This window comes from Homoserinibacter gongjuensis, from assembly GCF_030161875.1.
Classification (GTDB): Bacteria; Actinomycetota; Actinomycetes; order Actinomycetales; family Microbacteriaceae; genus Homoserinibacter; species Homoserinibacter gongjuensis.
Genome location: NZ_BSVA01000001.1, coordinates 1,640,374 through 1,662,224 on the forward strand (window position 1 = coordinate 1,640,374; position 21,851 = coordinate 1,662,224).

Sequence of the window (21,851 nt, forward strand, 5' to 3'; positions counted from 1 at the left end):
ATCGACACCGCCCGCGAGTTTTTCTCGCGGGCGGTGTCGGTGCGTACCTCGGCCGCTACAGCTGCGGCGCGAGGGCGAAGCGGATCTCGCCCTCGGGCGTGATCACGGCGTCGAGGGTCATCTCGTCGAGCACCTGGGCGACGGGCGCATCCATGAAGACGCGTGCGCCCGCGCGCTCGACGACGACCTCGCTCGGGGCAGGCGCCTCGGCGATCGCGATGTCGAAGCGGTTCTCGCCCTGCTGGATGCGCAGGCCCGCGGTGTCGGTCTCGCTCGCGCGGGCGACGAGGTCGGAGACGACAGTTCCGGCGTTCTCGGTGAGGGTGAGCATTGCGGTTCCCCTTTCCATGGGTCTCTCGGAGTCGGCCACGATTCCGAGGATCCGCACCGCCTGCAACCCCGGCACCGGCGGTTCGGCCGGATGCGGAGGGGATTGCCAGGGTTTCGGAACCCTAGGCCTACTCCCGGCGCGCGCCCTCCGACGGCGTCACCATGAAGGTGACCGGCTGCGCGTACCCGTGCTCGGCGAAGGCGCCGTCGACCGCGACCTGCACGTGCGACACGAGACCGCGGGGCACGAGCGCGATGGCGGAACCGCCGAAGCCGCCCCCGGTCATCCGCGCCCCGATCGCCCCCGACGACTGCGCCGTCTCGACCGCGAGATCGAGCTCGGGCACCGAGATCTCGAAGTCGTCGCGCATCGAGCGGTGGGATGCGTCGAGCAGTTCGCCGATCGCGCGCGGCCCGTCTTCTGCGAGCGCCGCGACCGTGTCGAGCACGCGCTGGTTCTCGGTGACCACGTGGCGCACCCGGCGGAAGGTGACGTCGTCGAGCACCTCGCGTGCGCGTTCGAGGTCGGCGAGCGTCACGTCGCGCAGCGAGGCCACGCCGAGCGCGGCCGCGCCCGCCTCGCACGACGCCCGGCGCTCGCGGTAGCCGCCGGAGGCGTGCTGATGCTCGACCTGGGTGTCGATCACGAGGATCGTGAGGTCGTTCTCGGCGAGCCGCAGGTCGATCGCCCGCGCCTCCTCGGTGCGGCAGTCGATGAACACGGCGGCGTCGTCGCGGCCGAGCAGCGACGCCATCTGGTCCATGATGCCGGTGGGCGCCCCGACGAAGTCGTTCTCGGCGGTGCGGCCGACGCGCGCGAGTTCGACGCGGTCGAGGCCGAGCCGCCACAGCTCGTCGAGGGCGAAGGCGACCGCTCCCTCGATCGCGGCGGACGACGACAGTCCAGCACCCACCGGAACATCCGATTCGAGCATGATGTCGACACCGGGAACGGCCTGCAGATCGGCGTGGCCGAGCCGGCCGAGCGCCCAGACCACGCCGAGCGGGTACGCCGACCAACCGCTCACGGCATCCGGGTGCAGCTCGGCGAGCGCGATCTCGGCGATCTCATCCGAGAAGGTCGAACCCACCCGGATACGTGCGTCGTCGCGCAGGCCGACCGCGGCGAAGGTGCGCCGATCGATGCCGAACGGCAGCACGAAGCCCTCGTTGTAGTCGGTGTGCTCGCCGATGAGGTTGGCGCGTCCCGGAGATGACCAGATGCCGGCCGCCTCGGTGCCGTAGGCCGCCTCGAACTCGCGCCGAACCAGGTCGCGCAGATCCTCGCTCATACCGATGCCACCGCCTCCCGCAGCCGTGCGGCCGCATCCTCCGGAACGATATCCGCAACCCACGCGCCCATGGCCGCCTCCGACCCCGCGAGGAACTTCAGCCGGTCGGCACCGCGTCGCGGCGAGGTGATCTGCAGCATGAGCCGCACCTCGTCACGCCCCTCGCGCACGGGGGCTTGGTGCCAGGCCGCGATGTAGGGCGTCGGGGTGTCGTAGAGGGCGTCGAAACCGAGCAGCAGGCGCTTGAACACCACCGCGAGCTCCGCGCGCTCCGCCTCGTCGAGCGCGTCGATGTCGGGCACCTGCCGATGCGGCAGCAGGTGCAGCTCGAGGGGCCAGCGGGCCGCGAACGGCACGAACGCAGTCCAGTGCTCGCCGGCGAGCACGACGCGCGGGCCCGCTTGCTCGCGCTCGAGGATGCGCGCGAAGAGGTCGGGACCGAGCTCGCGGATCGCATCCAGCGTCGAGCGCGTGCGGGGCGTCACGAAGGGATAGGCGTAGATCTGGCCGTGCGGATGCCCGAGGGTCACGCCGATCGCCTCGCCGCGGTTCTCGAAGGGGAACACCTGTGCGACGCCCGGCAGCGCCGAGAGCTCGCGCGTGCGATCCGCCCAGGCCTCGATGACGGTGCGGATGCGGCCCACGCTCTGGGTGCCGAGCGAACCGGTCGACTCGGGGCTGAAGCACACCACCTCGCAGCGGCCGACGGCGGGGGAACTGCGGTCGAAGCCGCGACCCTCCGGGGCGAGCGGACCGCCGGTGTCGGGCCCGAAGGAAGGGGACTTGTTCTCGAACACGACGACGTCGTACTGGTCGGGGATCTCGGAGGGATTGTCGGGTGTCTGCGGTGCGAGGGGTCGAGGTGCGCGGGCGGTAGGAAGACGCGGTTGTTGCGGCCCGAGGCCACCGAGATCCAGTCGCCGGTGAGCACGTCTTGGCGCATCTGGTTGGTGGCGGGACGGGGGTCGAGCTGGCGCTCGTCGAGGCGGCGCTCGGGCGGCAGCGTCGTGTCGGCGTCGTCGAAGTAGATGAGTTCGCGGCCGTCGGCCATGCGCGCCGTGTGGCGGGTGACACCGGTCATGTGCTTACGATAACGTAACTGCATCTTGCACATTCGAAAGGATTCGTAAGGGATGACTGCCGCGCTGCCCGCCGAGGAGCGCCGCGCCCGGATGGCCGAGCGGGTGCGCGACGAGGGCATCCTGCGGGTCGCCGACGCCGCCGCCGAGTTCGGGGTGAGCGAGGTGACGGTGCGGGCCGACCTCGGCAGGCTCGAGGCGGCCGGACTCGTGCGGCGCGTGCACGGCTCGGCGCTGCCGGCCCGCGGCGGACCCCGCGAGGAGCCGCTCGAGCGCGTCTCCGCGCGCGACGCCGCAGCCAAGCGTGCCATCGGACGCCGGGCCGCCGCACTCGTCGACAGCGGCACGAGCGTGCTGCTCGACGTCGGCTCGACGACGCTCGCCGTGGCCCACGCGCTCGTCGACCGCGCCGAGCGCGGCGAACTCGACGAACTCGTCGTCGTCACCAACGGACTCTCGATCGCCCTCGCCCTCGAGCCCGCGGTGCCCCGCATCACGGTCGTGCTCACCGGGGGCACGCTGCGCCCGCTGCAGCACTCGCTCGTCGACCCCGGCGCGTCGGAGTCGCTCGCCGAGCTGCACGTCGACCTCGCGATCCTGGGCTGCAACGGCGTCGACGATGAGGGCCGCATCACCAACCTCAACCTCGCCGAGGCGCAGGTGAAGCGCGCGATGCTCGCGGCATCCGCGGCACACCTCGTGGTGGCCGAGAGCGCCAAGCTCGGGGTGCGACACCTCGGCACGATCGGTGCGGCCTCGCCGGCGACGACCCTCGTGACGGCGGGCGCCTGGACGGATGCGGCGGGCCGCTGCGCCGCCGCCCTCGCCTCGTTCGGCGCCCGCGTCATCCGCGCCGACACCTGAGCGAGCTATGTCGAAAATGCAGGAGAACCCGGGCGTGCCGCCGAGACGGGCCCTGCAATCACGGGCATGACGCGGCGACTTTCCTGCATTTTCGACACAGGTGCGGGCGGCCGAGCGGAGCAGGCGCGGGTCTAGGCTCGAACCCGTGCCCACACCCTCGGCGAGATCATCGAACTGCGCACTCCGCACGCATCCGCGACCGTCGCGACCCTCGCGGCCGCCCTCGCCGGACTCGAGGTGCACGAGCGCGAACTGGCCGAGCGCACCCCGCCGACCCGCATCCCCTCGCACGGCCACGGCATCGTGCTCGCGCCCTGGCCCAACCGGGTGCGGGATGCGCGCTGGACCCATGACGGAACGGTGCAGCAGCTCGACGTGACCGACCCCGGCAACAACACCGCCATCCACGGGCTGCTGCGCAACACCGCGTACCGCATCTCCCAGCGCAGCGACGACGCGGTGACGCTCACCGCGACCATCCATCCGCAGCACGGCTGGCCGTTCCTGCTCGACACGGCGGTGCGGTACGCCCTCAGCGACGAGGGGCTCACCGTCACCCACACCGCCACCAACCGCGGCTCGACCGCCGCGCCGTGGGCGGTCGGCGCGCACCCGTACCTGCGGATCGGCGCCGGGCCCCTCGAGGCGGTGACCCTCGAGGTGCGCGGCACGCACTACCTCGAACTCGACGCGCAGCTGCTGCCGGTGGCCGTGCACGAGGTCGAGCCGGGTGGCGACTTCGACCTGAGCACCCCGCGCGCGCTCGGCGAGCTCGACCTCAACGTCGCATATCAGGATGTGGCCACCGGGCGCGGGGGCGCCGCCGTGCTCACCTCGCCCGACGGGGATCGCACGGTCGTCTGGCAGGACCCTGAATTCCGTTGGCTGCAGGTGTTCACGCCCCGCAACTTCCCGCACGTCGCCGCCAACGGCTCGTCCTCGCCCGCGCTCGCAGTGGCGCTCGAGCCCATGACCGCCGCACCCGACGCGCTCAACTCCGGGGAGGGGCTCGTCTGGCTCGAGCCGGGGGAACGCTGGGAGGCGTCGTGGGGCATCCGCTACGAGGGGAACGCATGAGCACGCACACGGGAGTCGGCGAGCGCTTCGAGCTGCGCGCCGGACAGGCTTTCGCCGAGGTCGGCACGGTCGCGGCCGTGCTGTGCGCCCTGCGCGTCGGCGACGTCGACCTGACCGAGCCGCTGCCGCAGGATGTCGCACCCCCGCCGTTCTGCTCGGGCATCGCGCTCGCCCCCTGGCCGAATCGCGTGCGCGCGGGGCGCTGGAGCCTCGACGGCGCGGTGCAGCAGCTCGACATCACCGAGCCCACGCGCGGCGGCGCGCTCCACGGCCTGCTCGAGTTCACCGAGTACGAGGTGCGCGAGCGCTCGGATGCCGCGATCACGCTGGGTGCGGTGATCCACCCCCAGCACGGCTGGCCGTTCCTGCTCGACACCTGGGTGCGCTTCGAGCTGGCGCCGGATGGACTCAGCGTGACGCATGGCGCGCGCAACCTCTCGGAGCGGCGTGCGCCGTACGCCACGGGCACGCATCCGTATCCGCGGGTCGGTACGGCCGACGTCGCCGACCTCGTGCTCACGGTGCCCGCCGACGAGTACCTCGAGGTCGACGAGCGGCTCGACCCGATCCGGTGGCTGCCGGTCGAGGGGGTACCGACCTACGCGGCGGGGTGCGCGTGGGCCAACTCGCGCTCGACACCGCGTTCCGCGGACTCCGGCCCGACGGCGACGTCACCGCGACCCTCACGGCCCCCGACGGCTCGCGTCTCCAGGTCTGGCAGCAGGACGACTGGCGCTACCTGCAGGTGTTCACGACGCCGATCTTCCCGCGGGGCGGCGGCCTCGGCACCGCGGTCGCGATCGAGCCGATGACGGCTCCTCCCGACGCCCTCAACTCGGGCGACGACCTCATCTGGCTCGAGCCCGGCGAGTCGTACGAGGGACGCTGGGGCCTGCGTTACCTCGCGAGCTGACTCCGGCATCCGCGCGCCCCGGCGCCTGCCACCCCCGCCGGCCGCCCCCGGTGGCACCCGCCGCCTTGTGTCGAAAATGCAGGAGAGTTGCGGCGTCATGCCCGCGATGGCAGGGCCCGCCTCGGCGACACGCCCGGGTTTCCTGCATTTTCGACATAGCTCGCTCGGCTGTCGGCGCGGCGGGTCGGACGCCGCGAGGTGCCGACCCCCGTGGCAGCCGACGGATTCGGCGCCCCGCAACTCGTATGCAGTGGGCAGAATGCATCAGGTGACCTCGCCGACTCCCTCCCAGATCCGCCGGTGGCGGCGCTATCTCGCCGCCGAGCGCGCCGAGCGCGACATCTACCGCGACCTCGCCGAGCGCCGCGACGGGCGCGAGCGCGACATCCTGCTGGGTCTCGCCGAGGCGGAGCGCCGGCACGAACAGCACTGGCTCGAGCTGCTCGGCGAGCATCAGTCGCCCGCTCCGACCCCGGATGCGCGCACCCGGTTCCTCGGGTTCCTCGCGAAGCGCCTCGGCTTCCTGTTCGTGCTCGCCCTCGCGCAGCGGGCGGAGGGGCGCTCGCCCTACGACGTCGACGCCGACGCGACCGAGCGGATGGCAGCCGACGAGCGCATCCACGGCGAGGTGCTGCGGGGTCTCGCCGCGCGCGGCCGCACCCAGCTCTCGGGCGTGTTCCGGGCGGCCGTCTTCGGGGCGAACGACGGGCTGGTCTCGAACCTCGCCCTCGTGCTCGGCATCGGGGCGACGGGAGCCCCACCGCACGTCGTGCTGTTCACCGGCATCGCAGGCCTTCTCGCGGGCGCGTTGTCGATGGGGGCCGGGGAGTATGTCTCGGTCAAGTCGCAGCGCGAGCTGCTCGCGGCATCCCGACCCGACCCCGACTCGCAGACCGCACTGCCGCACCTCGACGTCGACGCGAACGAGCTCGCACTCGTCTACCGCGCCCGCGGCATGGCGCAGGGCGAGGCCGAGGAGCACGCCCGCGAGGTGCTCGCGACCCTCTACCTCGACGCCGACACCCCGCCCGACGACGTGGATCCCGATGAGGCGGTCGGCTCGCCGTGGCACGCCGCCGGGTCGAGCTTCCTGTTCTTCGCCTCCGGCGCGCTCATCCCCGTGCTGCCCTATCTGTTCGGGATGACGGGCATCGACGCCGTGCTGCTCGCCTCGGGGCTGGTGGGCGTGGCACTGCTCGGCACGGGTGCGATCGTCGGCATCCTCTCCGGCACCTCACCGCTCACCCGCGCCCTGCGTCAGCTCGCGATCGGGTTCGGCGCCGCTGCCGCCACGTATCTGCTCGGGCTGCTCTTCGGGGCGACGCTCGCATAGGCGAGACTGGAGCCATGGACCGCGCCGACCTCGTCCGCTTGCGCAAGGCGCGCGACCGCATCGACCGGGAATACGCCGATCCTCTCGACGTCGAGTCGCTCGCGCGCACGGCCCTCATGTCGGCGGGCCATTTCTCCCGCAGCTTCCGCGCCGCCTACGGTGAGACGCCCTACGGCTACCTCATGACGCGCCGCATCGAGCGCGCGAAGGCTCTCCTGCGTCGCGGCGATCTCAGCGTCACCGAGGTGTGCGTGGCGGTCGGGTGTACCTCCCTCGGCTCGTTCAGCACGAGCTTCGCCAAGCTCGTCGGCGTCCCCCGAGCGAGTACCGGGCGACCGTCACCCCCGACGTCGCTGATGCAGCGCTCGACGGCATCCCGTGCATCGCCAAGACGGTCACCCGACCGATCAGGAATCGAGAAGCGCCCACCGGGTGACGCGCCGTAGCGTGTCGGCATGACAATCAGAATCCAGCACAGCTACATCGCCTTCGACGACGCGGATGCCGCGCTCACCTTCTATCGCGACGTTGTCGGTTTCGAGGTGAGCAACGACGTCGACATGGGCGGCGGCATGCGGTGGATCACCCTCAACCCCGCCGGCCAGGATGTCTCGATCGTGCTCACGCCGGTGGGCGCGGGTGAGTCGGATGCCGACCGCGAGGTGATGGCCGATCTGCTCGCGAAGGGCGTGCTCGGCGGCATCGTGCTCGCCACCGACGACCTCGACGCCGACTTCGAACGCATCGCCGCATCCGGGGCCGACATCATGCAGGAGCCCATGGATCAGCCGTGGGGCGTGCGCGACGCAGCCTTCCGCGACCCGGCGGGCAACCAGCTGCGGCTCACCCAGCACTGATGTGCGCGATCATGCTGCCTGACGGGCGGTGGACGCACGTTCCTGCCTCGGCGGCGGGTTTCGAGACGCCGCTGCGCGGCTCCTCAACCAGCGGGGCTGCCCTCCACGCCCCCGAGCACCCCGACGACGCACGTGCCGTCGCGCTCCTCGTCGCGCACGACCCGCACCTGGAACCCCTGCTGCTCGAGCAGTGAGGCCGTGCGCGGCGCCTGCCGACGGCTCGTCTCGATGATCACGCGGCCACCCGGTGCGAGCCACTCCCGGCTCCCGGCCGCGATGCGCCCCTGCACCGCGTGACCGTCGGCTCCGCCGTCGAGCGCCACCCGGTGCTCGTGGTCGCGCGCCTCGGCGGGCATGAAGGCGATCTCCTCCGTGGGAACGTACGGGGCGTTGGCCACGAGCACGTCGACCCGACCACGCAGGGATGCCGGCAGAGCGTCATACAGGTCGCCTTCGCGCACCCGATCGGGCGGCAGATTGCGCCGCGCGACCGCCACGGCATCCGGGTCGATGTCGCTCGCCCACACCTTGGCGTCGGGTCGCGCGGCGCGCACGGCCGCCGCGATCGACCCGACCCCGCAGCAGAGCTCGACGACGATCGCCTCATCCGTGAGCGCCTCGAGCACCGCGTTCACGAGCAGTTCGCTGCGTCGCCGCGGCACGAACACCCCCGGCGCCACGGCGACGCGCAGCCCCGCGAACTCCGCCCAGCCCACGAGCACCTCGAGCGGTTCACCCGCCACCCGGCGCGCCACGAGCGCCTTGAGCGCCTCGCCGGACGCCGCACCGCGCAAGAGCGCAGCCTCGTCTTCCGCGAACACGCAGCCGGCGGCGCGCAGGCGTGCGACGAGCGGATCGGGTGGGGGCATCGCGGCAACGCTACTCGCGGTCGCCGATCACCGCCGCCATGAATGGACACCGGCACGGCGCCCCGCCATACTGACGACATCCGGCGCGGCGCGCCGGGGAGAGCACGACGACGTGCAATTCGAAGTGAAGGCCGACTCCGGCGGCAACTACTCCTGGTGGCTCAACTCGAGCAACGGTCAGACGGTCGCGTGGGCGGGTGAGTCGTTCGCCTCCAAGTCGAACGCCAACCGCGCCGCCGAGGCGTTCAAGGCCGGAGCCGCTGAGGCCACCTACGAGCTCTACGAAGACAAGGGCGGCAATTGGCGCTGGCGTGCGCATCGCGGCAACAACGTCGTCGCGGTGCCGGGTGAGTCGTTCGCCTCGAAGTCGAACGCGCAACGCGCGGCCGACAACGTGCGCGACAACGCCGGGGTGCGACGGGGCCGTAGGGCTCAGCCGGTGGTCGCGCCGACGTCGGGCTCGTGTTCGGCGCGGCGCGGTTCCGCCGGCACGAGCTTCAGACCCACCACCGCGCCCACGATCACGGCGAGGAAGAGCAGCTTGAGCGGCGACGCGGCCTCGTCGCCCACGGCGATCGCGTATCCGACGGTGAGCGCTGCACCCACGCCCGTCCACACCGCGTAGGCGGTGCCGATCGGGATGCGGCGCGCGGCCCAGCCGAGTCCGAGCATGCTCACGACGAGGGCGCCCAGAAAGACGGCGGTCGGCAGCGGGCGGCTGAGCCCCTCGGAGTAGCCGAGCGCGGTCGCCCATACCGCCTCGAGCACGGCGCTTGCGAGCAGCACGATCCACGGCATCCTCAGCTCACCACCTTGAGCCCGACGACGGCGCCGACGAGCGCGCCGATGAGTAGCAGGCGCACGAGCCCGGCCTTCTCGGTGCCCGTGATCATCGCCCACAGCACCGTGAGCGTCGCGCCGATGCCGACCCACACGGCGTAGGCGGTGCCGGTGGGGATCTCCGACATCGCGTAGGCGAGCCCCACCATGCTCGCGGTCATCGCGACCACGAACACGATCGTCGGCACGGGCCGACGGAACCCCTTCGAGGCCCCGAGCGCGGTGGCCCAGACGGCCTCCAGCATCCCGGACGCGATGAGCACGATCCACGTCATGACGAACCCTTCCGAGTCAGTCTTGTCGTGGTGCGGGTACTGCTCCCTCGTCCGCGAGACCTGCATCGGCCCCCAGCACCGACGTTAGCGGCGGATGCTGTGCAGCGCGTGTGCAGGCCGCAGCGGCGGGTGCGCGGCGCCTGGCAGACTCGTCGGGTGACATCCTCCGATCGCGCCGTGCCCGGACGATACGTGCTCGCGACCGACGGTGCCTGCAAGGGCAACCCCGGTCCCGCGGGCTGGGCGTGGGTGGGGAGGACGGCCACTGGGCCGCCGGCTCGCTTCCGCAGGGCACCAACAACATCGGCGAGCTGCTGGGTCTGCTGCACGCCATCCGCGACCACCTGAACGTGCGCGAGCTGGTCGTGCAGGCCGACTCGAAGTACGCGATCGACACGTACTCCTCGTGGATGGACGGCCACAAGCGCCGCGGCTGGGTCACGAGCGCGAAGAAGCCTGTGGCAAATCGCGAGATCCTCGAGCAGCTCATCGAGGTGCGCGACGCCCGGCGCGCGGCAGGGCTGCCGGACGTCGTGCTCGAGCACGTGCGCGGCCACGCGGGGCATCGCCTCAACTCCTGGGCCGACGAGCGTGCCGTTCGGGCGTCGCGGCACGCGGCGAAGGGCACGGCGTCGGAGTGGTCGTCGCTCGGCGGCGCGCAGGAGAAGCTCGACGTTTCGGTCGACCCGCCGCGGGGGTCGGGCGACAGGCGGTAGTGCTAGCTTCGTGTCGTCGTTACACGAGGAAAGAACGGAAACCACCACGATGTCCCCCGTCGTCTTCTGTTGTCCGCAGCCGCCATCGCCGCCTGTGTCGCGCTCGCGGGATGCCAGGCGGCCGAACCGCCCGCCGAAAGCCCCACGACCGCGCCGCTTCCGAGCTACACCGTCGTCGACGAACCGGGCGGCGTCGCGGGGTGCGTGCACGACGGCGATACCGTGCTGACGCTCGGCGACGATCCGCTCCCACGCAGCGAGTCGCTCGCCTTCGGCGAGGGCGAGAGCGCGGTGATCCTCGCGCACCAGGCGGGGCAGCGGCCGTGCTCGTGGAACGACTACGGGCGCGAGCTCGCCGCGCGGGGCTTCCAGGTGTTCATCCCGTCGCTCACGGGAACCCCGGATGCGGTGATCGGTGCCGCGGTCGTGTGGCTGCGCGAGAACGGTGTCGAGCGGTACGCCCTGGTCGGCGCATCGATGGGCGGCACGTACGTGCTCGCGGCCGCCCCCGCGCTCACGCCGGCCCCGAGTCTCGTCGTGGCGATCTCGGCACCGACCGAGTACGCGGGTGCAGATGCGCTCAGCGCGATCTCCGAGATCGACGCCCCCGTTCTGCTCATGGCAGGCAACGGAGATGGTGACTTCCCCGCACAGGCGCGCGAGCTCGCCGACGCCCAGCCGAACGCGGAGCTGCTCGTGGCGACCTCGAATGCGCACGGCATCGAGCTGCGGGCCGACAACGCACCCGTCGCGGAGCGGCTCGACACGGCACTCGCCGACGCGCTCGGCTAGGCCGCGCCTCCGTCACCCGTCCCGTTCCGCGGGCGACCGCATCCGCTTCGTGTGCGCGCGGTTCAGACCTCGGGCAGCAGGCCGTCGACGAGGGCGTCGACGATGTCGTCCAGGCTCTCATCGGGCATGAGGGGCGTCGTGAGGCGATCGAGCAGCAGCCCGTCGATTGCGTAGTGGAAGAGCGCGATGTGGCGCGCGTCGCCCGGCAGGCCCGCGGCGGCGTTGAACTCGACATCGGCGGCGAAGCCCGCCCGGAGCCACGCGCCGAGCACCTCGGCGACCTCCGGCCGGCGGATGCTCTCGAGACGCAGTTCGAGCAGCGCGATCGTGACCTCGCGATGGGTGAGCAGTCGTTCGACGATGTTCCGCAGGTACTCGGCGAAGAGCTCGCGCGTGGGGGCAGCCCCGCGCGTTCGTCGACGAACTGCTGGGTGGGGGCGAGTCGCTCCCCGATGCGTTCGACGAGGCCCTGAAGCAGCTGCGACCGGCTGCGGAAGTAGTTGGTGGTCGTGCCGATGGGTGCACCGGCGGCCTGGTCCACCGCGCGATGGGTGAGGCCGCGAGCGCCGGATTCGGCGAGCACTCGGATGCCGGCGTCGGCCAGGTCCCGTCGGCGGGCATCGTTGCGTGCCATGTGGGCAGCCTAGCGCAACCACAGCAGGTGATGTACATTAACCGGAACACCTGCTGTGATTGGAGAACCACATGCGTGAACTCATCTACTACGTCGCCGTGAGCATGGACGGCTACATCGCGGGCCCCGACGGCCAGTTCGACGCGTTTCTCATGGAGGGCGACCACATGCAGGGCATCAACGAGGGCTACGCCGACACGATCCCGACAGCCTTCGCGGCATCCCTCGGCCTCGACCAGAGCGGCGGTCGCTTCGACGCCGTGCTCATGGGCTCGGCAACCTGGGGCGTCGGACTTCCTGACCACCCGAGTCCCTATGGGCACCTCGCGCAGTACGTGTTCACTCACCGCCCGCAGCAGCCGGTCGAGGGGTCACCTTCACCGACCGTGACCCCGTCGCGCTCGTGCGGGAACTCAAGGAGCAGCCCGGCAAGGACATCTGGCTGTGCGGAGGCGGTCGGCTCGCGGGGCAGCTGATCGGCGAGATCGACCGCTTCCTCCTCAAGCGGCAGCCGGTGCTGTTCGGGAACGGCATCCCCCTGATCGCGGGTGGCGCCTACGATCCGCGACTGTTCACCCACGTCGGAACGCGCGAGTTCACCTCGGGCGTCTCGTTCGCAGAGTACGAGCGGGTCGCGGTCGCCTGAGCCAGGTGTGCGCGGCGTGGTCCCACCTGCTGGTTCTTGCGCTGCACCGCTCACACGAGCACGCCGATCTGCGGCCGGGAATCGGTGGGCCCGGAGGGGCTCGAACCCTCGACCCGCGGATTAAAAGTCCGATGCTCTACCGACTGAGCTACAGGCCCGACCCATCCAGGGTAGTCGCCGAGCGGGTTGCCGCGCGCGGGGGCAGAATGGTGCGAATGGCCGACGACTTCCACAAGCCCACCCTGTTCGGCGGACGCGAGTTCGAGGCGTTCCCCGGATCCTTCGTCGACCCGGCCGTGAGCCGCCGCATCGCCCACGACACCGCGCGCGGGCTCGTGGCGCGCGTGCGCGACAGCGACGATCCCGAGGTGCTCGACCGCGTCGTACGCTTCACCGACGAGCACGGCCTCGACGCGGTCGCCGAACTGTGGGCCATGTCGGGCCCCAACACACTGCCCGGTGCGCTATGGCGCATCTACCTGCTGCGCACCATGATCCGGCAGGACCCGGATGGCGTGGCGCTGTTGTTCCAGCGGGGAACCGAGACGCTCGTCACGATCGATCCCGTCATCGCGGGCGCACCGAGCCCCGCGGGACCGGAGGAGGTGCTCGAACTCTCCGACCGCATCCTGCGCGGGGTCTTCGACGGCGACCTCGCCCACGCGCTCGAGCGGGCATCCGCGTTCTGCCGCGTGGAGGCATCCGGTGCCGCCTCCATCGCCGACGACCAGGAGGGCGCCGCGCCCGAACGCTCGACCGAGCTGACGACCCGCGCCGCACGCCTCACGACCGTCGCCGAGGAGCTCGCCGTGTGCGCGCGCCTCGCGCGCGACGACGCGCTCGAGTAGCGCGCGTCGTCCGCCCCCGGCGGCCGCGCCTCATTGTCGAAAATGCAGGAGATCTGCGGCGAAGGGGCCGTGTTTCCGGGCTCGCCTGGGTGCTAGCTGTGCAGTTCTCCTGCATTTTCGACACGACTGCGGGGCGGGCGGCCCTCGCGTAAACTGTCACGGCCGGGCCGCAGTAACCCCGGGCTCCACTTTTCGCCGCTTCGAGCGGCCTCGCGCCGAGAGGCGTTCTGCGGCCCGGCACTCACGTCTCCGCCCCTGTTTTCTGTTGTGCAGGAATTCCCGCATCCTCTCGTGCCCGCCGTCCGGAAAACCCCTGGTCAGCGTCTGGGAGGCCTCGGAGCCTGCCCGAGAACTCCTGCACAACAGCAGAACTCCTGCACAACAGCAAGGAGCGCTGAGCGCGCGGATGCCGCACCCGCCCGTGGATCACCCGAACTTGCCCGAGACGTAGTCCTCGGTGGCCTTCACCGACGGCATCGAGAACATCTTGGTCGTGTCGTCGTACTCGATGAGCTTGCCCGGCTTGCCGGTGCCCTCGATGTTGAAGAAGGCGGTGCGGTCGGAGACGCGCGAGGCCTGCTGCATGTTGTGGGTCACGATGACGATCGTGTACTCCTTCTTGAGCTCCTCGATGAGGTCTTCGATCGCGAGCGTCGAGATGGGGTCGAGGGCCGAGCAGGGTTCGTCCATGAGGATGACCTCGGGCGAGACGGCGATGGTGCGCGCGATGCAGAGCCGCTGCTGCTGACCGCCCGAGAGCCCGGAGCCGGGCTTGTCGAGGCGGTCCTTCACCTCGTTCCACAGGTTCGCGCCGCGCAAGGAGCGCTCCACGAGGTCATCGGCATCCGAGCGCGAGATCTTCTTGTTGTTGAGCCGCACCCCGGCCAGCACGTTCTCTCGGATCGACATCGTCGGGAACGGGTTCGGCCGCTGGAACACCATGCCCACCTGCCGCCGCACGAGCACCGGATCGACGCCCGGTCCGTACAGGTTGTTGCCGTCGATCAGCACCTCGCCGTCGACGCGCGCGCCCGGGATCACCTCGTGCATGCGGTTGAGCGTGCGGATGAAGGTCGACTTGCCGCATCCGGACGGCCCGATGAAGGCCGTCACCGTGCGGGGCTCGATCGTGAGCGACACGCCCTCGACGGCACGGAAGGCGCCGTAGTAGACGTCGAGGTCGCGGACTTCGATGCGCTTGGACATGGATTCCTTACCGGTCAGCGCCCGAGCTTGGGCGAGAAGAAGTGGGAGACGAGTCGCGCGACCGCGTTCAGCAGGGCGACGATGATGATGAGCGTGAGCGCCCCGGCCCAGGCCCGCTCGAAGTAGAACGACGAGTCGGTGCCGGGGCTCACGTACTGGGTGTAGACGAAGACGGGCAGCGACATCATCCGCTCCCCGAAGGGGTTGTAGTTCATGGATGCCGTGAACCCCGCCACGATCAACAGGGGGCCGTCTCGCCGATGACGCGCGAGATCGAGAGCATGATGCCGGTCGTGATGCCGGCCACCGAGGTGGGCAGCACGATCTTCAGGATGGTGCGCCACTTGGGCACACCGAGCGCGTAGGAGGCCTCCCGCAGTTCGTTCGGCACGAGTCGCATGATCTCTTCGCTCGAGCGCACGACGACCGGGATCATCAGGATCGTCAGCGAGATCGACCCCGCGAACCCGCTGCGCACGCCGTCGCCGAACAGCAGCGAGAACAGGGCGTAGGTCGCGAGCCCCGCGACGATCGAGGGGATGCCGGTCATGACATCCACGAAGAAGGTGATGCCGCGCGCGAGCCGGCCGGTGCCGTATTCGACGAGGTAGATCGCGGTCATGAGCCCGATCGGGATCGAGATGAGCGCCGCGAACCCCGTGATGAGCAGGGTGCCGACGATCGCGTGCAGCGCTCCGCCGCCCTCGCCGACGACGTTGCGCATCGAGTGGGTGAGGAACGTGCCGTTCAGCAGGGTCGGCAGGCCGTCGGCCACGACCGTCAGTGTGAGCCAGATGAGCGGGATGAGCGCGAGCACGAACGCGGCCGTCACGAGCGAGGTCACGAGCCGGTCGGTGGCCTGTCGCGCGCCTTCGACGAGACGCGAGATCAGCCAGTTCGCGAGCACGAAGAGCGCCACGCCCGCGATGAGCGACAGGATCCAGTTGAACTCCTCGTCGGTGCTGAGCGCCAGGAACGCGCCCGTGCCGAGGCAGACGGCGAGGGATGCGGCGAGCACCGCCCACGGTGCCGCCCGTGGCAGCTTGCCCGCGGTGAGCGAGTTGGCGAGCGGACGCGCCTGGAGGTCGGTCGTCATCAGTTGGCTCCCGAGAATTCCTTGCGGCGCGCGACCGCCCAACGAGCGGCCGAGTTGACCGCGAAGGTGATCACGAACAGGATCAGCCCCGTCGCGATGAGCACGTTGACGTTGATGCCGTACGCCTCGGGGTAGTTGAGGGCGATGTTGGCGGGGATCGTCGTGGGGTTCTGCGAGCTCGTGAGCACGAAGCTGATGATCGTGGCGGGCGAGAGCACCATCGCCACCGCCATCGTCTCGCCGAGGGCGCGGCCGAGCCCGAGCATGACGGCCGAGATGATGCCGGGTCGCCCGAAGGGCAGCACCGCGAGCTTGATCATCTCCCAGCGGGTCGCCCCGAGGGCGAGCGCCGCCTCCTCGTGCAGCTTGGGCGTCTGCAGGAAGACCTCGCGGCACAGCGCCGTGATGATCGGCAGGATCATCACCGCGAGCACGATCGCGACCGTCAGGATGGTGCGGCCGGTGCCCGAGACGGGCGGCGCGAACAGCGGGATCCAGCCGAGGTTGTCGACGAGCCAGGAGTAGAACGGCTGGATCGCGGGCGCGAGCACGCGTGCGCCCCACAGTCCGAAGACGACCGACGGCACGGCCGCGAGCAGGTCGATCGTGTAGCCGAGCCCCTGCGCGAGACGGCGCGGGGCGTAGTGCGAGATGAAGAGCGAGATGCCGAGGGCGATCGGCACGGCGATGAGCAGCGCGAGCGCGGCAGCCCACACGGTGCCGAAGGCGAGCGGCAGCACGTAGGCCCAGAAGCTGTCGGGCGATCCCTTGATCTCGGACGGATCGACGACGAAGGCGGGCAGCGACTGGGCGATCAGGAAGACGGCCACCCCCGCGAGAACCACGAGGATGAGGGCGCCCGCTGCGAGCGCCCCCGTCGAGAAGAGCGTGTCGCCGAGACGTCTCTTGGCGGTGATCCGGGCCGGGGCGGCGGTCATGCGTCCTCGTCTGGTGGGGGTCGGGTTCAGTGTGTCGGGATGCGGCCCCCGGCGCAATGCCGGAGGCCGCATCCCGTCGTGGTTACTTGATCGAGGCGATCGCGTCGGCGACCTTGGCCGACAGCTCGCTCGAGAGGGGGCGGCGCCCGCCGACTCGGCGGCGACCTTCTGGCCCTCGGGGCTCGTGATGAAGCCGATGTAGGCCTTCACGAATTCGCCCTTGGCGGCATCCGCGTACTCCTGGCAGACGATGCTGTAGGAGACCAGCACGAGCGGGTAGTGGCTCGGGTCGGTGGTCTTGCGGTCGAGCGTGAACGCGAGGTCGTTCGCGTCGCGGCCCTCGACGAGCGGCGAGTCGGCGACGACCGCGGCCGCGGCCTCCGGCGTGTAGCCCACGAACTCGTCGCCGACCTTGATCTTGGCGGTCTTGAGCGCGCCCGCCTTCGACGCGTCGGCGTAGCCGATCGTGCCCGTTCCGGTCGCGACGGCGTCGACGACACCGGTCGTGCCCTGCGCGCCCTCACCGGTCTGGTAGGGGAACGGGTCCGCCGGCTTCGCGTCCCACACCTCGGGGGCGAGCTGGTTCAGGTAGTCGGTGAAGTTCTTCGTGGTCCCCGAGTCGTCGGAGCGGTGCACGGCGGTGATCGTCTGATCGGGGAAGGTCGTTCCCTCATTCAGGGCGGCGATCGCCGGGTCGTTCCAGTTGGTGATGTCGCCCTTGAAGATCTTCGCGAGGGTGGCGGCGTCGAGCTTGAGCTCGTCGACACCGTCGACGTTGAAGATCACCGCGATGGGCGAGATGTAGGTCGGGATGTCGATGGCCGGGCTGTCGGCGGCGCACGCACCGAAGGAGCCGGCGAGCTCCTCGTCGGAGAGCGCCGAGTCGGAGCCGGCCCAGTCGGAACCGCCGCCGATGAAGGTCTCCCGGCCCGCGCCCGAACCGCTCGGGTCGTAGTTGACGGTGACGTCGGGGTTGGCGGTCTGGAAGGCGGCGACCCAGGCATCCTGCGCCGAGCCCTGCGACGACGCTCCTGCACCGTTGAAGGTGCCCGACAGGGTGCTGCCGGTCGTGCCGCCGTCACCGGACGGCTGCTCGTTGGCGGCGCACGAGCTGAGGGCGAGGGCGCCTGCGAGGGCGAGGGCGCCCCATCCGGCGAGGCGGGCTGCGCCGCCGATACGCGTGATCTTCACTGTGTTCCCTTCGGGAATGTCGGTCAGGTTCGAGGCTCTTGGCGGCCTCGCTGCCGACGCTAGGAAGCGACAGTGACCAGCGTCGTGGGCGACGGTGAACGGGAGGTTAACAGGCGGGCAACGGTGGTGGCCGGTTCAGACGGTCGGGCCGTGCACCTCGACGGCGACGAGTCCGGATTCCGGATGCTCGATCGGCACGTGCAGCACGGCGTACTCGCCCGTGCCGAGGGCGGCAGCGCGCTGCAGCTTCGAGCTCCCGGCGGTTCCGGTGAGCTCCGCCACGGCGGCGATGATCTGGGGCAGCACGGGGCCGTGACTGCACAGAACCGTGCTCTCGGCCGCGTCGATCCGCTCCGCCACGAGCGCGCGCACGGCCTTGCCGCCGGAGCGGTACTCGTCCTGGCTGATGACGTGCTCCTCGTCCACCGGAAGCCCCGTCACCCGTGCGGTCGGCGCGATCGTGCGCAGGCACCGTTCTGCTGTCGAGCTGATGAGCGCACGCGGTCGGAAGGCGGCGATCCCGTGGGCGACGCTCATCGACTGGTTGACGCCGCGCTGCATGAGCGGTCGCGTCGCGTCCGGGCCGTCCCAGTCCTCGGCGGGCACCGCCTTGCCGTGCCGCAACGCGACGATCGCGAAGGTGCGCGCCCGGCCCTGCGCGAACAGTTCGGCGAAACGCTCGACGATGTCGACGTCGTGCGGGTAGCTGAGCACCTTCCGGGCCTTCGTGATGCCGACCCAGTGCAGTTCCTCGATCTCGTCGTTGGCGACGAAGGTCGAGTTGGCACGCGACTCGGCACTGACCTCGCCCGCCCAGTAGTACACCTGCTTGTCGCGCCCGCCCGGCAGTCGATACTCGACGACCCCGAGCGGGGCGCCGAGCCCGATGATGAGCCCCGTCTCCTCGGCGATCTCACGCACGGCCGTCTCGGGCAGTGTCTCGCCCGGGTCGACCTTGCCCTTGGGCAGCGAGACGTCCTTGTGCTGGGTGCGGTGCACGAGCAGGATCTTCGGCTTGCCCTTCTTCGACACGCGCCAGCACACAGCGCCTGCCGCGAGCACGGGCCCCGGGCTCATCGGGCGCCCACCGGACGTCGACGGCTCGACACCTGACGCCAGCGCTCGTCTTGCAGATCGACGAGCGGCTCGCCCGCGGCATCCCGATCGTGCCGCACCCAGTCGCCGTCGGGTTCGAGATGCCACGCGGAGGTGCCCGGGTCCATGGCGAGGTCGAAGAGCTCGCTCGTCTCGGCGATGTGGGCAGGGTTGTCGAGTCGCACGAGAGCCTCGACGCGGCGGTCGAGGTTGCGGTGCATGATGTCGGCGCTGCCGATGTAGACCTGCGGGTCGCCGTCGTTCTCGAAGTGGAAGATGCGGGAGTGCTCGAGGTAGCGGCCGAGGATCGACCGCACCCGGATGTTCTCGCTGAGCCCCGGCACGCCCGGTCGCAGCGAGCAGATGCCCCGAACCCACACGTCGACGGGCACGCCCGCCTGGCTCGCGCGATACAAGCCGTCGATGATGGCCTCGTCGACCATCGAGTTGACCTTGATGCGGATGCCACTGGGCCGCCCGGCAAGCGCGTTCGCCGTCTCCGCCTCGATCTGCTTGAGCAGGCTGCGACGCAGGTACCGGGGCGCCACGAGCAGGCGCTTGAACTTCTTCTCGATCGCATAGCCCGAGAGCTCGTTGAAGAGGCGCGTGAGGTCTTTGCCGACGACCGGGTCGGCGGTCAGCAGCCCGAGGTCCTCGTAGACGCGGCTCGTCTTGGGGTTGTAGTTGCCCGTGCCGATGTGGCTGTAGTGGGTGAGCGTGCGCCCCTCCTGCCGCACCACGAGCGCGAGCTTGCAGTGGGTCTTGAGCCCCACGAGCCCGTAGACGACGTGCACGCCGGCGCGCTCGAGCTTGCGCGCCCACGAGATGTTGGCCTGCTCGTCGAAGCGCGCCTTGATCTCGACGAGGGCGAGCACGGCCTTGCCGGCCTCGGCCGCGTCGATGAGCGCCTCGACGATGGGGCTGTCACCGCTCGTGCGATACAGCGTCTGCTTGATGGCGAGCACGTTCGGGTCGGCCGCGGCCTGCTCGAGGAAGGCCTGCACGCTCGTCGCGAACGACTCGTAGGGGTGGTGCAGCAGGATGTCGCCCGCGCTGATCGAGGCGAAGATGTCGGGTCGTTCGGTGGGCTCGGCGGGCTGCAGGGCGACGGAGGTGGTGGGCACCCGCCGCGGGTACTTGAGGTCGGGCCGGTCGAGCCGGTTGAGCTCGAAGAGCCCGCCGAGGTCGAGAGGCGCCGGCAGACGGTACACCTCGCGGTCGGTGATGCGCAGCTCCTGCATGAGCAGCTCGAGCGTGAGCTCGTCCATGTCGTCCGAGATCTCGAGCCGGATGGGCGAGCCGAAGCGCCGCCGCAACAGCTCCTTCTCGAGCGCCTGCAGCAGGTTCTCGGTCTCGTCCTCCTCGATCACGACATCCTCGTTGCGCGTCACGCGGAACTCGTGGTGCTCGAGGATCTCCATGCCCGGGAACAGCTCGCCCAGGTGGTTGGCGATGAGGTCTTCCAGCGGGATGTAGCGCAGGATGCCGCGCACGTCGGGCAGCTGCACGAACCGCGGCAGGTTGGTGGGCACCTTGAGGCGCGCGAACTCGACCTTCTCGGTCTTGGGGTTGCGCACCCGCACCGAGAGGTTGAGCGAGAGCCCCGAGATGTACGGGAACGGATGCGCCGGGTCGACCGCGAGCGGCATGAGAACCGGGAAGATCTGGTTCTGGAAGACGTCGTGCATGCGGTCCCGGTCGGCCTCGTCGAGGTCGTTCCAGGTCTCGATGTGGATGTCGGCCGCATCCAGCGCGGGCTTCACCTGGTCGCGGAAGACGCGGGCGTGACGTTCCTGCAGTTCGTGGGCGCGATCCGAGATGTCGGCGAGCACGTCGAGCGGGGCGCGACCGACGTTGGTGGGCACGGCGAGCCCGGTGTCGATGCGGCGCTTGAGGCCGGCGACGCGCACCATGAAGAACTCATCCAGGTTGGAGGCGAAGATCGCCAGGAAGTTGGCGCGCTCGAGCAGCGGCTGGCGAGGGTCTTCGGCGAGTTCGAGCACCCGCTGGTTGAAGGCGAGCCAGCTGATCTCCCGGTCGAGGAAGCGGTCGGGCGGCAGCGTCCCGTCGTCGAGCGGGGCGGGATCGGCGTCGTAGTCGTCGAGCAGGTCCGCTGCCAGCGTGGCGTCTCCGAACGGGCTGTTCGTCTCCATCGCACCATCCTGCCAGCATCACGGTTAACGGCGGATGACGTGTCAGGGTTCTCACCCGGCGGGCGCGTCCGCCGGCACGGGCGCGGGCTCGTCCTCGTAGACGTTGAAGCGGTAGCCGACGTTGCGCACCGTGCCGATGAGCGAGTCGAGCTCGCCGAGCTTGGCGCGCAGGCGCCGCACGTGCACGTCGACCGTGCGGGTGCCGCCGAAGTAGTCGTACCCCCACACCTCGGAGAGCAGCTGCTCGCGCGTGAACACCCGGCTCGGGTGGGTGGCGAGGAAGCGCAGCAGCTCGAACTCCTTGAAGGTGAGGTCGAGCGGTCGCCCGTGCACCTTCGCCGAGTAGCTCGCCTCGTCGATCGTCACCCCCGAGGCCTGGATCTTCGAGTCGGTGCTCTGCTGGGCCAGCCGGTCGATCACCAGCCGGATGCGCGCATCCACCTCCGCCGGACCCGCGGTCGTGAGGATCACCTCGTCGACCCCCAGTCGGCCGACACGGCGGTGAGACCGCCCTCGGTGAGCACGAGCACGAGCGGCACCCCGAGTCCCGTCGTGCGCAGGATCTTGCACAGCGACTTGGCGCTCGCGAGGTCCTGACGCGCGTCGACGAGCACGACATCCGAGGTGGGAGCGTTCACGAGCGAGGCCGGCTCGGCGGGGATGACCCGCACCCGGTGGCCGAGCAGTCCCAACGCCGGCAGGGCATCCGTGTCGGCGGCGGGGCTCAGGATCAGCAGCTGCGCCACGCAGGTCCTTTCGGGGCGGTCGGGTCTCGTCGCTACGCATGAGTGTACGACCCGCGTAGTC

At 70.5% G+C, this 21,851-nt stretch carries 20 protein-coding genes, 1 tRNA gene, 6 pseudogenes and 1 riboswitch; of the genes and pseudogenes, 12 read left to right on the top strand and 15 right to left on the bottom strand.

The annotated features are described in order from the left end of the window. Positions 1–55: 55 nt before the first annotated feature. The 3 genes and pseudogenes from QQK29_RS08825 to galT form a co-directional block, all read right to left on the bottom strand. Complete coding sequence (locus QQK29_RS08825; protein ID WP_284299590.1) at positions 56–331, bottom strand: Fe-S cluster assembly protein HesB; 276 nt, start codon at positions 329–331, stop codon at positions 56–58. Between the two features lie 127 nt (positions 332–458). Next, positions 459–1,622 (bottom strand): galactokinase, encoded by a 1,164-nt coding sequence (galK, locus tag QQK29_RS08830; protein ID WP_284299592.1) that lies wholly within the window; start codon positions 1,620–1,622, stop codon positions 459–461. Then, a pseudogene (gene galT / locus QQK29_RS08835) lies at positions 1,619–2,703 on the bottom strand (galactose-1-phosphate uridylyltransferase). The gene galK and the pseudogene galT overlap by 4 nt, the downstream one beginning before the upstream one ends. A 52-nt stretch (positions 2,704–2,755) precedes the next feature. Between galT and QQK29_RS08840 the strand changes: the two are divergent. The 6 genes and pseudogenes from QQK29_RS08840 (at position 2,756) to QQK29_RS08865 (ending at position 7,745) form a co-directional block, all read left to right on the top strand. Continuing rightward, positions 2,756–3,565 carry a DeoR/GlpR family DNA-binding transcription regulator gene (locus QQK29_RS08840; protein ID WP_284299594.1) on the top strand — a complete coding sequence of 270 codons (810 nt, stop codon included), beginning with the start codon at positions 2,756–2,758 and terminating at the stop codon, positions 3,563–3,565. A 174-nt stretch (positions 3,566–3,739) separates the two neighbouring features. After that, a complete protein-coding gene (locus tag QQK29_RS08845; protein ID WP_284301933.1) occupies positions 3,740–4,642 on the top strand; it encodes an aldose 1-epimerase family protein in 903 nt (300 codons plus the stop codon). Next, positions 4,639–5,454 carry an aldose epimerase family protein gene (locus QQK29_RS08850; RefSeq protein ID WP_284299596.1) on the top strand — a complete coding sequence of 272 codons (816 nt, stop codon included), beginning with the start codon at positions 4,639–4,641 and terminating at the stop codon, positions 5,452–5,454. Before QQK29_RS08845 ends, QQK29_RS08850 begins: the two co-directional genes overlap by 4 nt. A 360-nt stretch (positions 5,455–5,814) precedes the next feature. Continuing rightward, positions 5,815–6,888, top strand: coding sequence for a VIT1/CCC1 transporter family protein (locus QQK29_RS08855; protein ID WP_431308673.1), 1,074 nt, complete (start codon positions 5,815–5,817; stop codon positions 6,886–6,888). 14 nt (positions 6,889–6,902) lie between these two features. Then, positions 6,903–7,324, top strand: a pseudogene (locus QQK29_RS08860) (helix-turn-helix transcriptional regulator). 19 nt (positions 7,325–7,343) lie between these two features. Next, positions 7,344–7,745, top strand: a complete 402-nt coding sequence (locus QQK29_RS08865) for a VOC family protein (protein ID WP_284299600.1) — start codon at positions 7,344–7,346, stop codon at positions 7,743–7,745. An 83-nt stretch (positions 7,746–7,828) separates the two neighbouring features. Here QQK29_RS08865 and QQK29_RS08870 read toward each other — a convergent pair whose 3' ends face one another. After that, on the bottom strand, positions 7,829–8,614 hold the full coding sequence (locus tag QQK29_RS08870; protein WP_284299602.1) for a putative protein N(5)-glutamine methyltransferase: 786 nt from the start codon (positions 8,612–8,614) through the stop codon (positions 7,829–7,831). 124 nt (positions 8,615–8,738) lie between these two features. Here QQK29_RS08870 and QQK29_RS18885 point away from each other — a divergent pair. Further along, positions 8,739–9,011, top strand: a pseudogene (locus QQK29_RS18885) (DUF1508 domain-containing protein); the annotation flags it as partial. Positions 9,012–9,046: 35 nt separating this feature from the next. On the opposite strand, the gene QQK29_RS08875 reads toward QQK29_RS18885, so the two are convergent. Together QQK29_RS08875 and QQK29_RS08880 are read right to left on the bottom strand one after the other, a co-directional pair. Continuing rightward, the gene (locus QQK29_RS08875) at positions 9,047–9,412 is read right to left on the bottom strand and encodes a DMT family transporter (RefSeq protein ID WP_284299604.1); all 366 of its coding nucleotides are present in this window, start codon (positions 9,410–9,412) and stop codon (positions 9,047–9,049) included. A gap of 2 nt (positions 9,413–9,414) precedes the next feature. After that, positions 9,415–9,729: a DMT family transporter gene (locus tag QQK29_RS08880; RefSeq protein ID WP_284299606.1), complete on the bottom strand. Its 315-nt coding sequence runs from the start codon at positions 9,727–9,729 to the stop codon at positions 9,415–9,417. A gap of 10 nt (positions 9,730–9,739) precedes the next feature. Then, positions 9,740–9,805: riboswitch (guanidine-III (ykkC-III) riboswitch) on the bottom strand. 169 nt (positions 9,806–9,974) lie between these two features. Here QQK29_RS08880 and QQK29_RS08885 point away from each other — a divergent pair. Both QQK29_RS08885 and QQK29_RS08890 read left to right on the top strand, forming a co-directional pair. After that, positions 9,975–10,445, top strand: a complete 471-nt coding sequence (locus QQK29_RS08885; protein WP_431308674.1) for an RNase H family protein — start codon at positions 9,975–9,977, stop codon at positions 10,443–10,445. Positions 10,446–10,514: 69 nt separating this feature from the next. Then, positions 10,515–11,237, top strand: coding sequence for an alpha/beta fold hydrolase (locus tag QQK29_RS08890; RefSeq protein ID WP_284299608.1), 723 nt, complete (start codon positions 10,515–10,517; stop codon positions 11,235–11,237). A gap of 62 nt (positions 11,238–11,299) precedes the next feature. Here the strand turns inward: QQK29_RS08890 and QQK29_RS08895 are convergent, their stop codons facing one another. Next, positions 11,300–11,893 (bottom strand): TetR/AcrR family transcriptional regulator, encoded by a 594-nt coding sequence (locus QQK29_RS08895; protein WP_284299610.1) that lies wholly within the window; start codon positions 11,891–11,893, stop codon positions 11,300–11,302. A gap of 49 nt (positions 11,894–11,942) precedes the next feature. On the opposite strand from QQK29_RS08895, the gene QQK29_RS08900 reads away from it, so the two are divergent. Further along, a complete protein-coding gene (locus QQK29_RS08900; protein WP_284299612.1) occupies positions 11,943–12,347 on the top strand; it encodes a dihydrofolate reductase family protein in 405 nt (134 codons plus the stop codon). Then, positions 12,275–12,517, top strand: coding sequence for a dihydrofolate reductase family protein (locus tag QQK29_RS08905; protein WP_284299614.1), 243 nt, complete (start codon positions 12,275–12,277; stop codon positions 12,515–12,517). The genes QQK29_RS08900 and QQK29_RS08905 overlap by 73 nt, the downstream gene beginning before the upstream one ends. A gap of 85 nt (positions 12,518–12,602) precedes the next feature. Here the strand turns inward: QQK29_RS08905 and QQK29_RS08910 are convergent. Next, positions 12,603–12,675 (bottom strand) — tRNA-Lys (locus QQK29_RS08910). A 57-nt stretch (positions 12,676–12,732) separates the two neighbouring features. Here QQK29_RS08910 and QQK29_RS08915 point away from each other — a divergent pair. Continuing rightward, entirely contained in the window at positions 12,733–13,365 is a 633-nt protein-coding gene (locus QQK29_RS08915; RefSeq protein WP_284299616.1) for a DNA-directed RNA polymerase subunit beta, read from the top strand. Positions 13,366–13,791: 426 nt separating this feature from the next. Here the strand turns inward: QQK29_RS08915 and pstB are convergent, their stop codons facing one another. The 7 genes and pseudogenes from pstB to QQK29_RS08950 all read right to left on the bottom strand — a co-directional run bounded on the left by pstB (position 13,792) and on the right by QQK29_RS08950 (position 21,790). Next, positions 13,792–14,571 (bottom strand): phosphate ABC transporter ATP-binding protein PstB, encoded by a 780-nt coding sequence (pstB, locus tag QQK29_RS08920; RefSeq protein WP_284299618.1) that lies wholly within the window; start codon positions 14,569–14,571, stop codon positions 13,792–13,794. A 14-nt stretch (positions 14,572–14,585) separates the two neighbouring features. Continuing rightward, positions 14,586–15,667 (bottom strand): annotated as a pseudogene (gene pstA, locus QQK29_RS08925) (phosphate ABC transporter permease PstA). After that, complete coding sequence (pstC, locus tag QQK29_RS08930) at positions 15,667–16,605, bottom strand: phosphate ABC transporter permease subunit PstC (protein WP_284301934.1); 939 nt, start codon at positions 16,603–16,605, stop codon at positions 15,667–15,669. The pseudogene pstA and the gene pstC overlap by 1 nt, the downstream one beginning before the upstream one ends. 225 nt (positions 16,606–16,830) lie before the next feature. Next, positions 16,831–17,796, bottom strand: a pseudogene (locus tag QQK29_RS08935) (phosphate ABC transporter substrate-binding protein PstS); the annotation flags it as partial. Between the two features lie 135 nt (positions 17,797–17,931). Next, positions 17,932–18,858, bottom strand: coding sequence for an NUDIX hydrolase (locus QQK29_RS08940; RefSeq protein ID WP_348533840.1), 927 nt, complete (start codon positions 18,856–18,858; stop codon positions 17,932–17,934). Between the two features lie 11 nt (positions 18,859–18,869). Next, the gene (locus tag QQK29_RS08945) at positions 18,870–21,044 is read right to left on the bottom strand and encodes an RNA degradosome polyphosphate kinase (protein WP_284299622.1); all 2,175 of its coding nucleotides are present in this window, start codon (positions 21,042–21,044) and stop codon (positions 18,870–18,872) included. 51 nt (positions 21,045–21,095) lie between these two features. Further along, positions 21,096–21,790: pseudogene (locus QQK29_RS08950) on the bottom strand (response regulator transcription factor). Between the last annotated feature and the right edge of the window lie 61 nt (positions 21,791–21,851).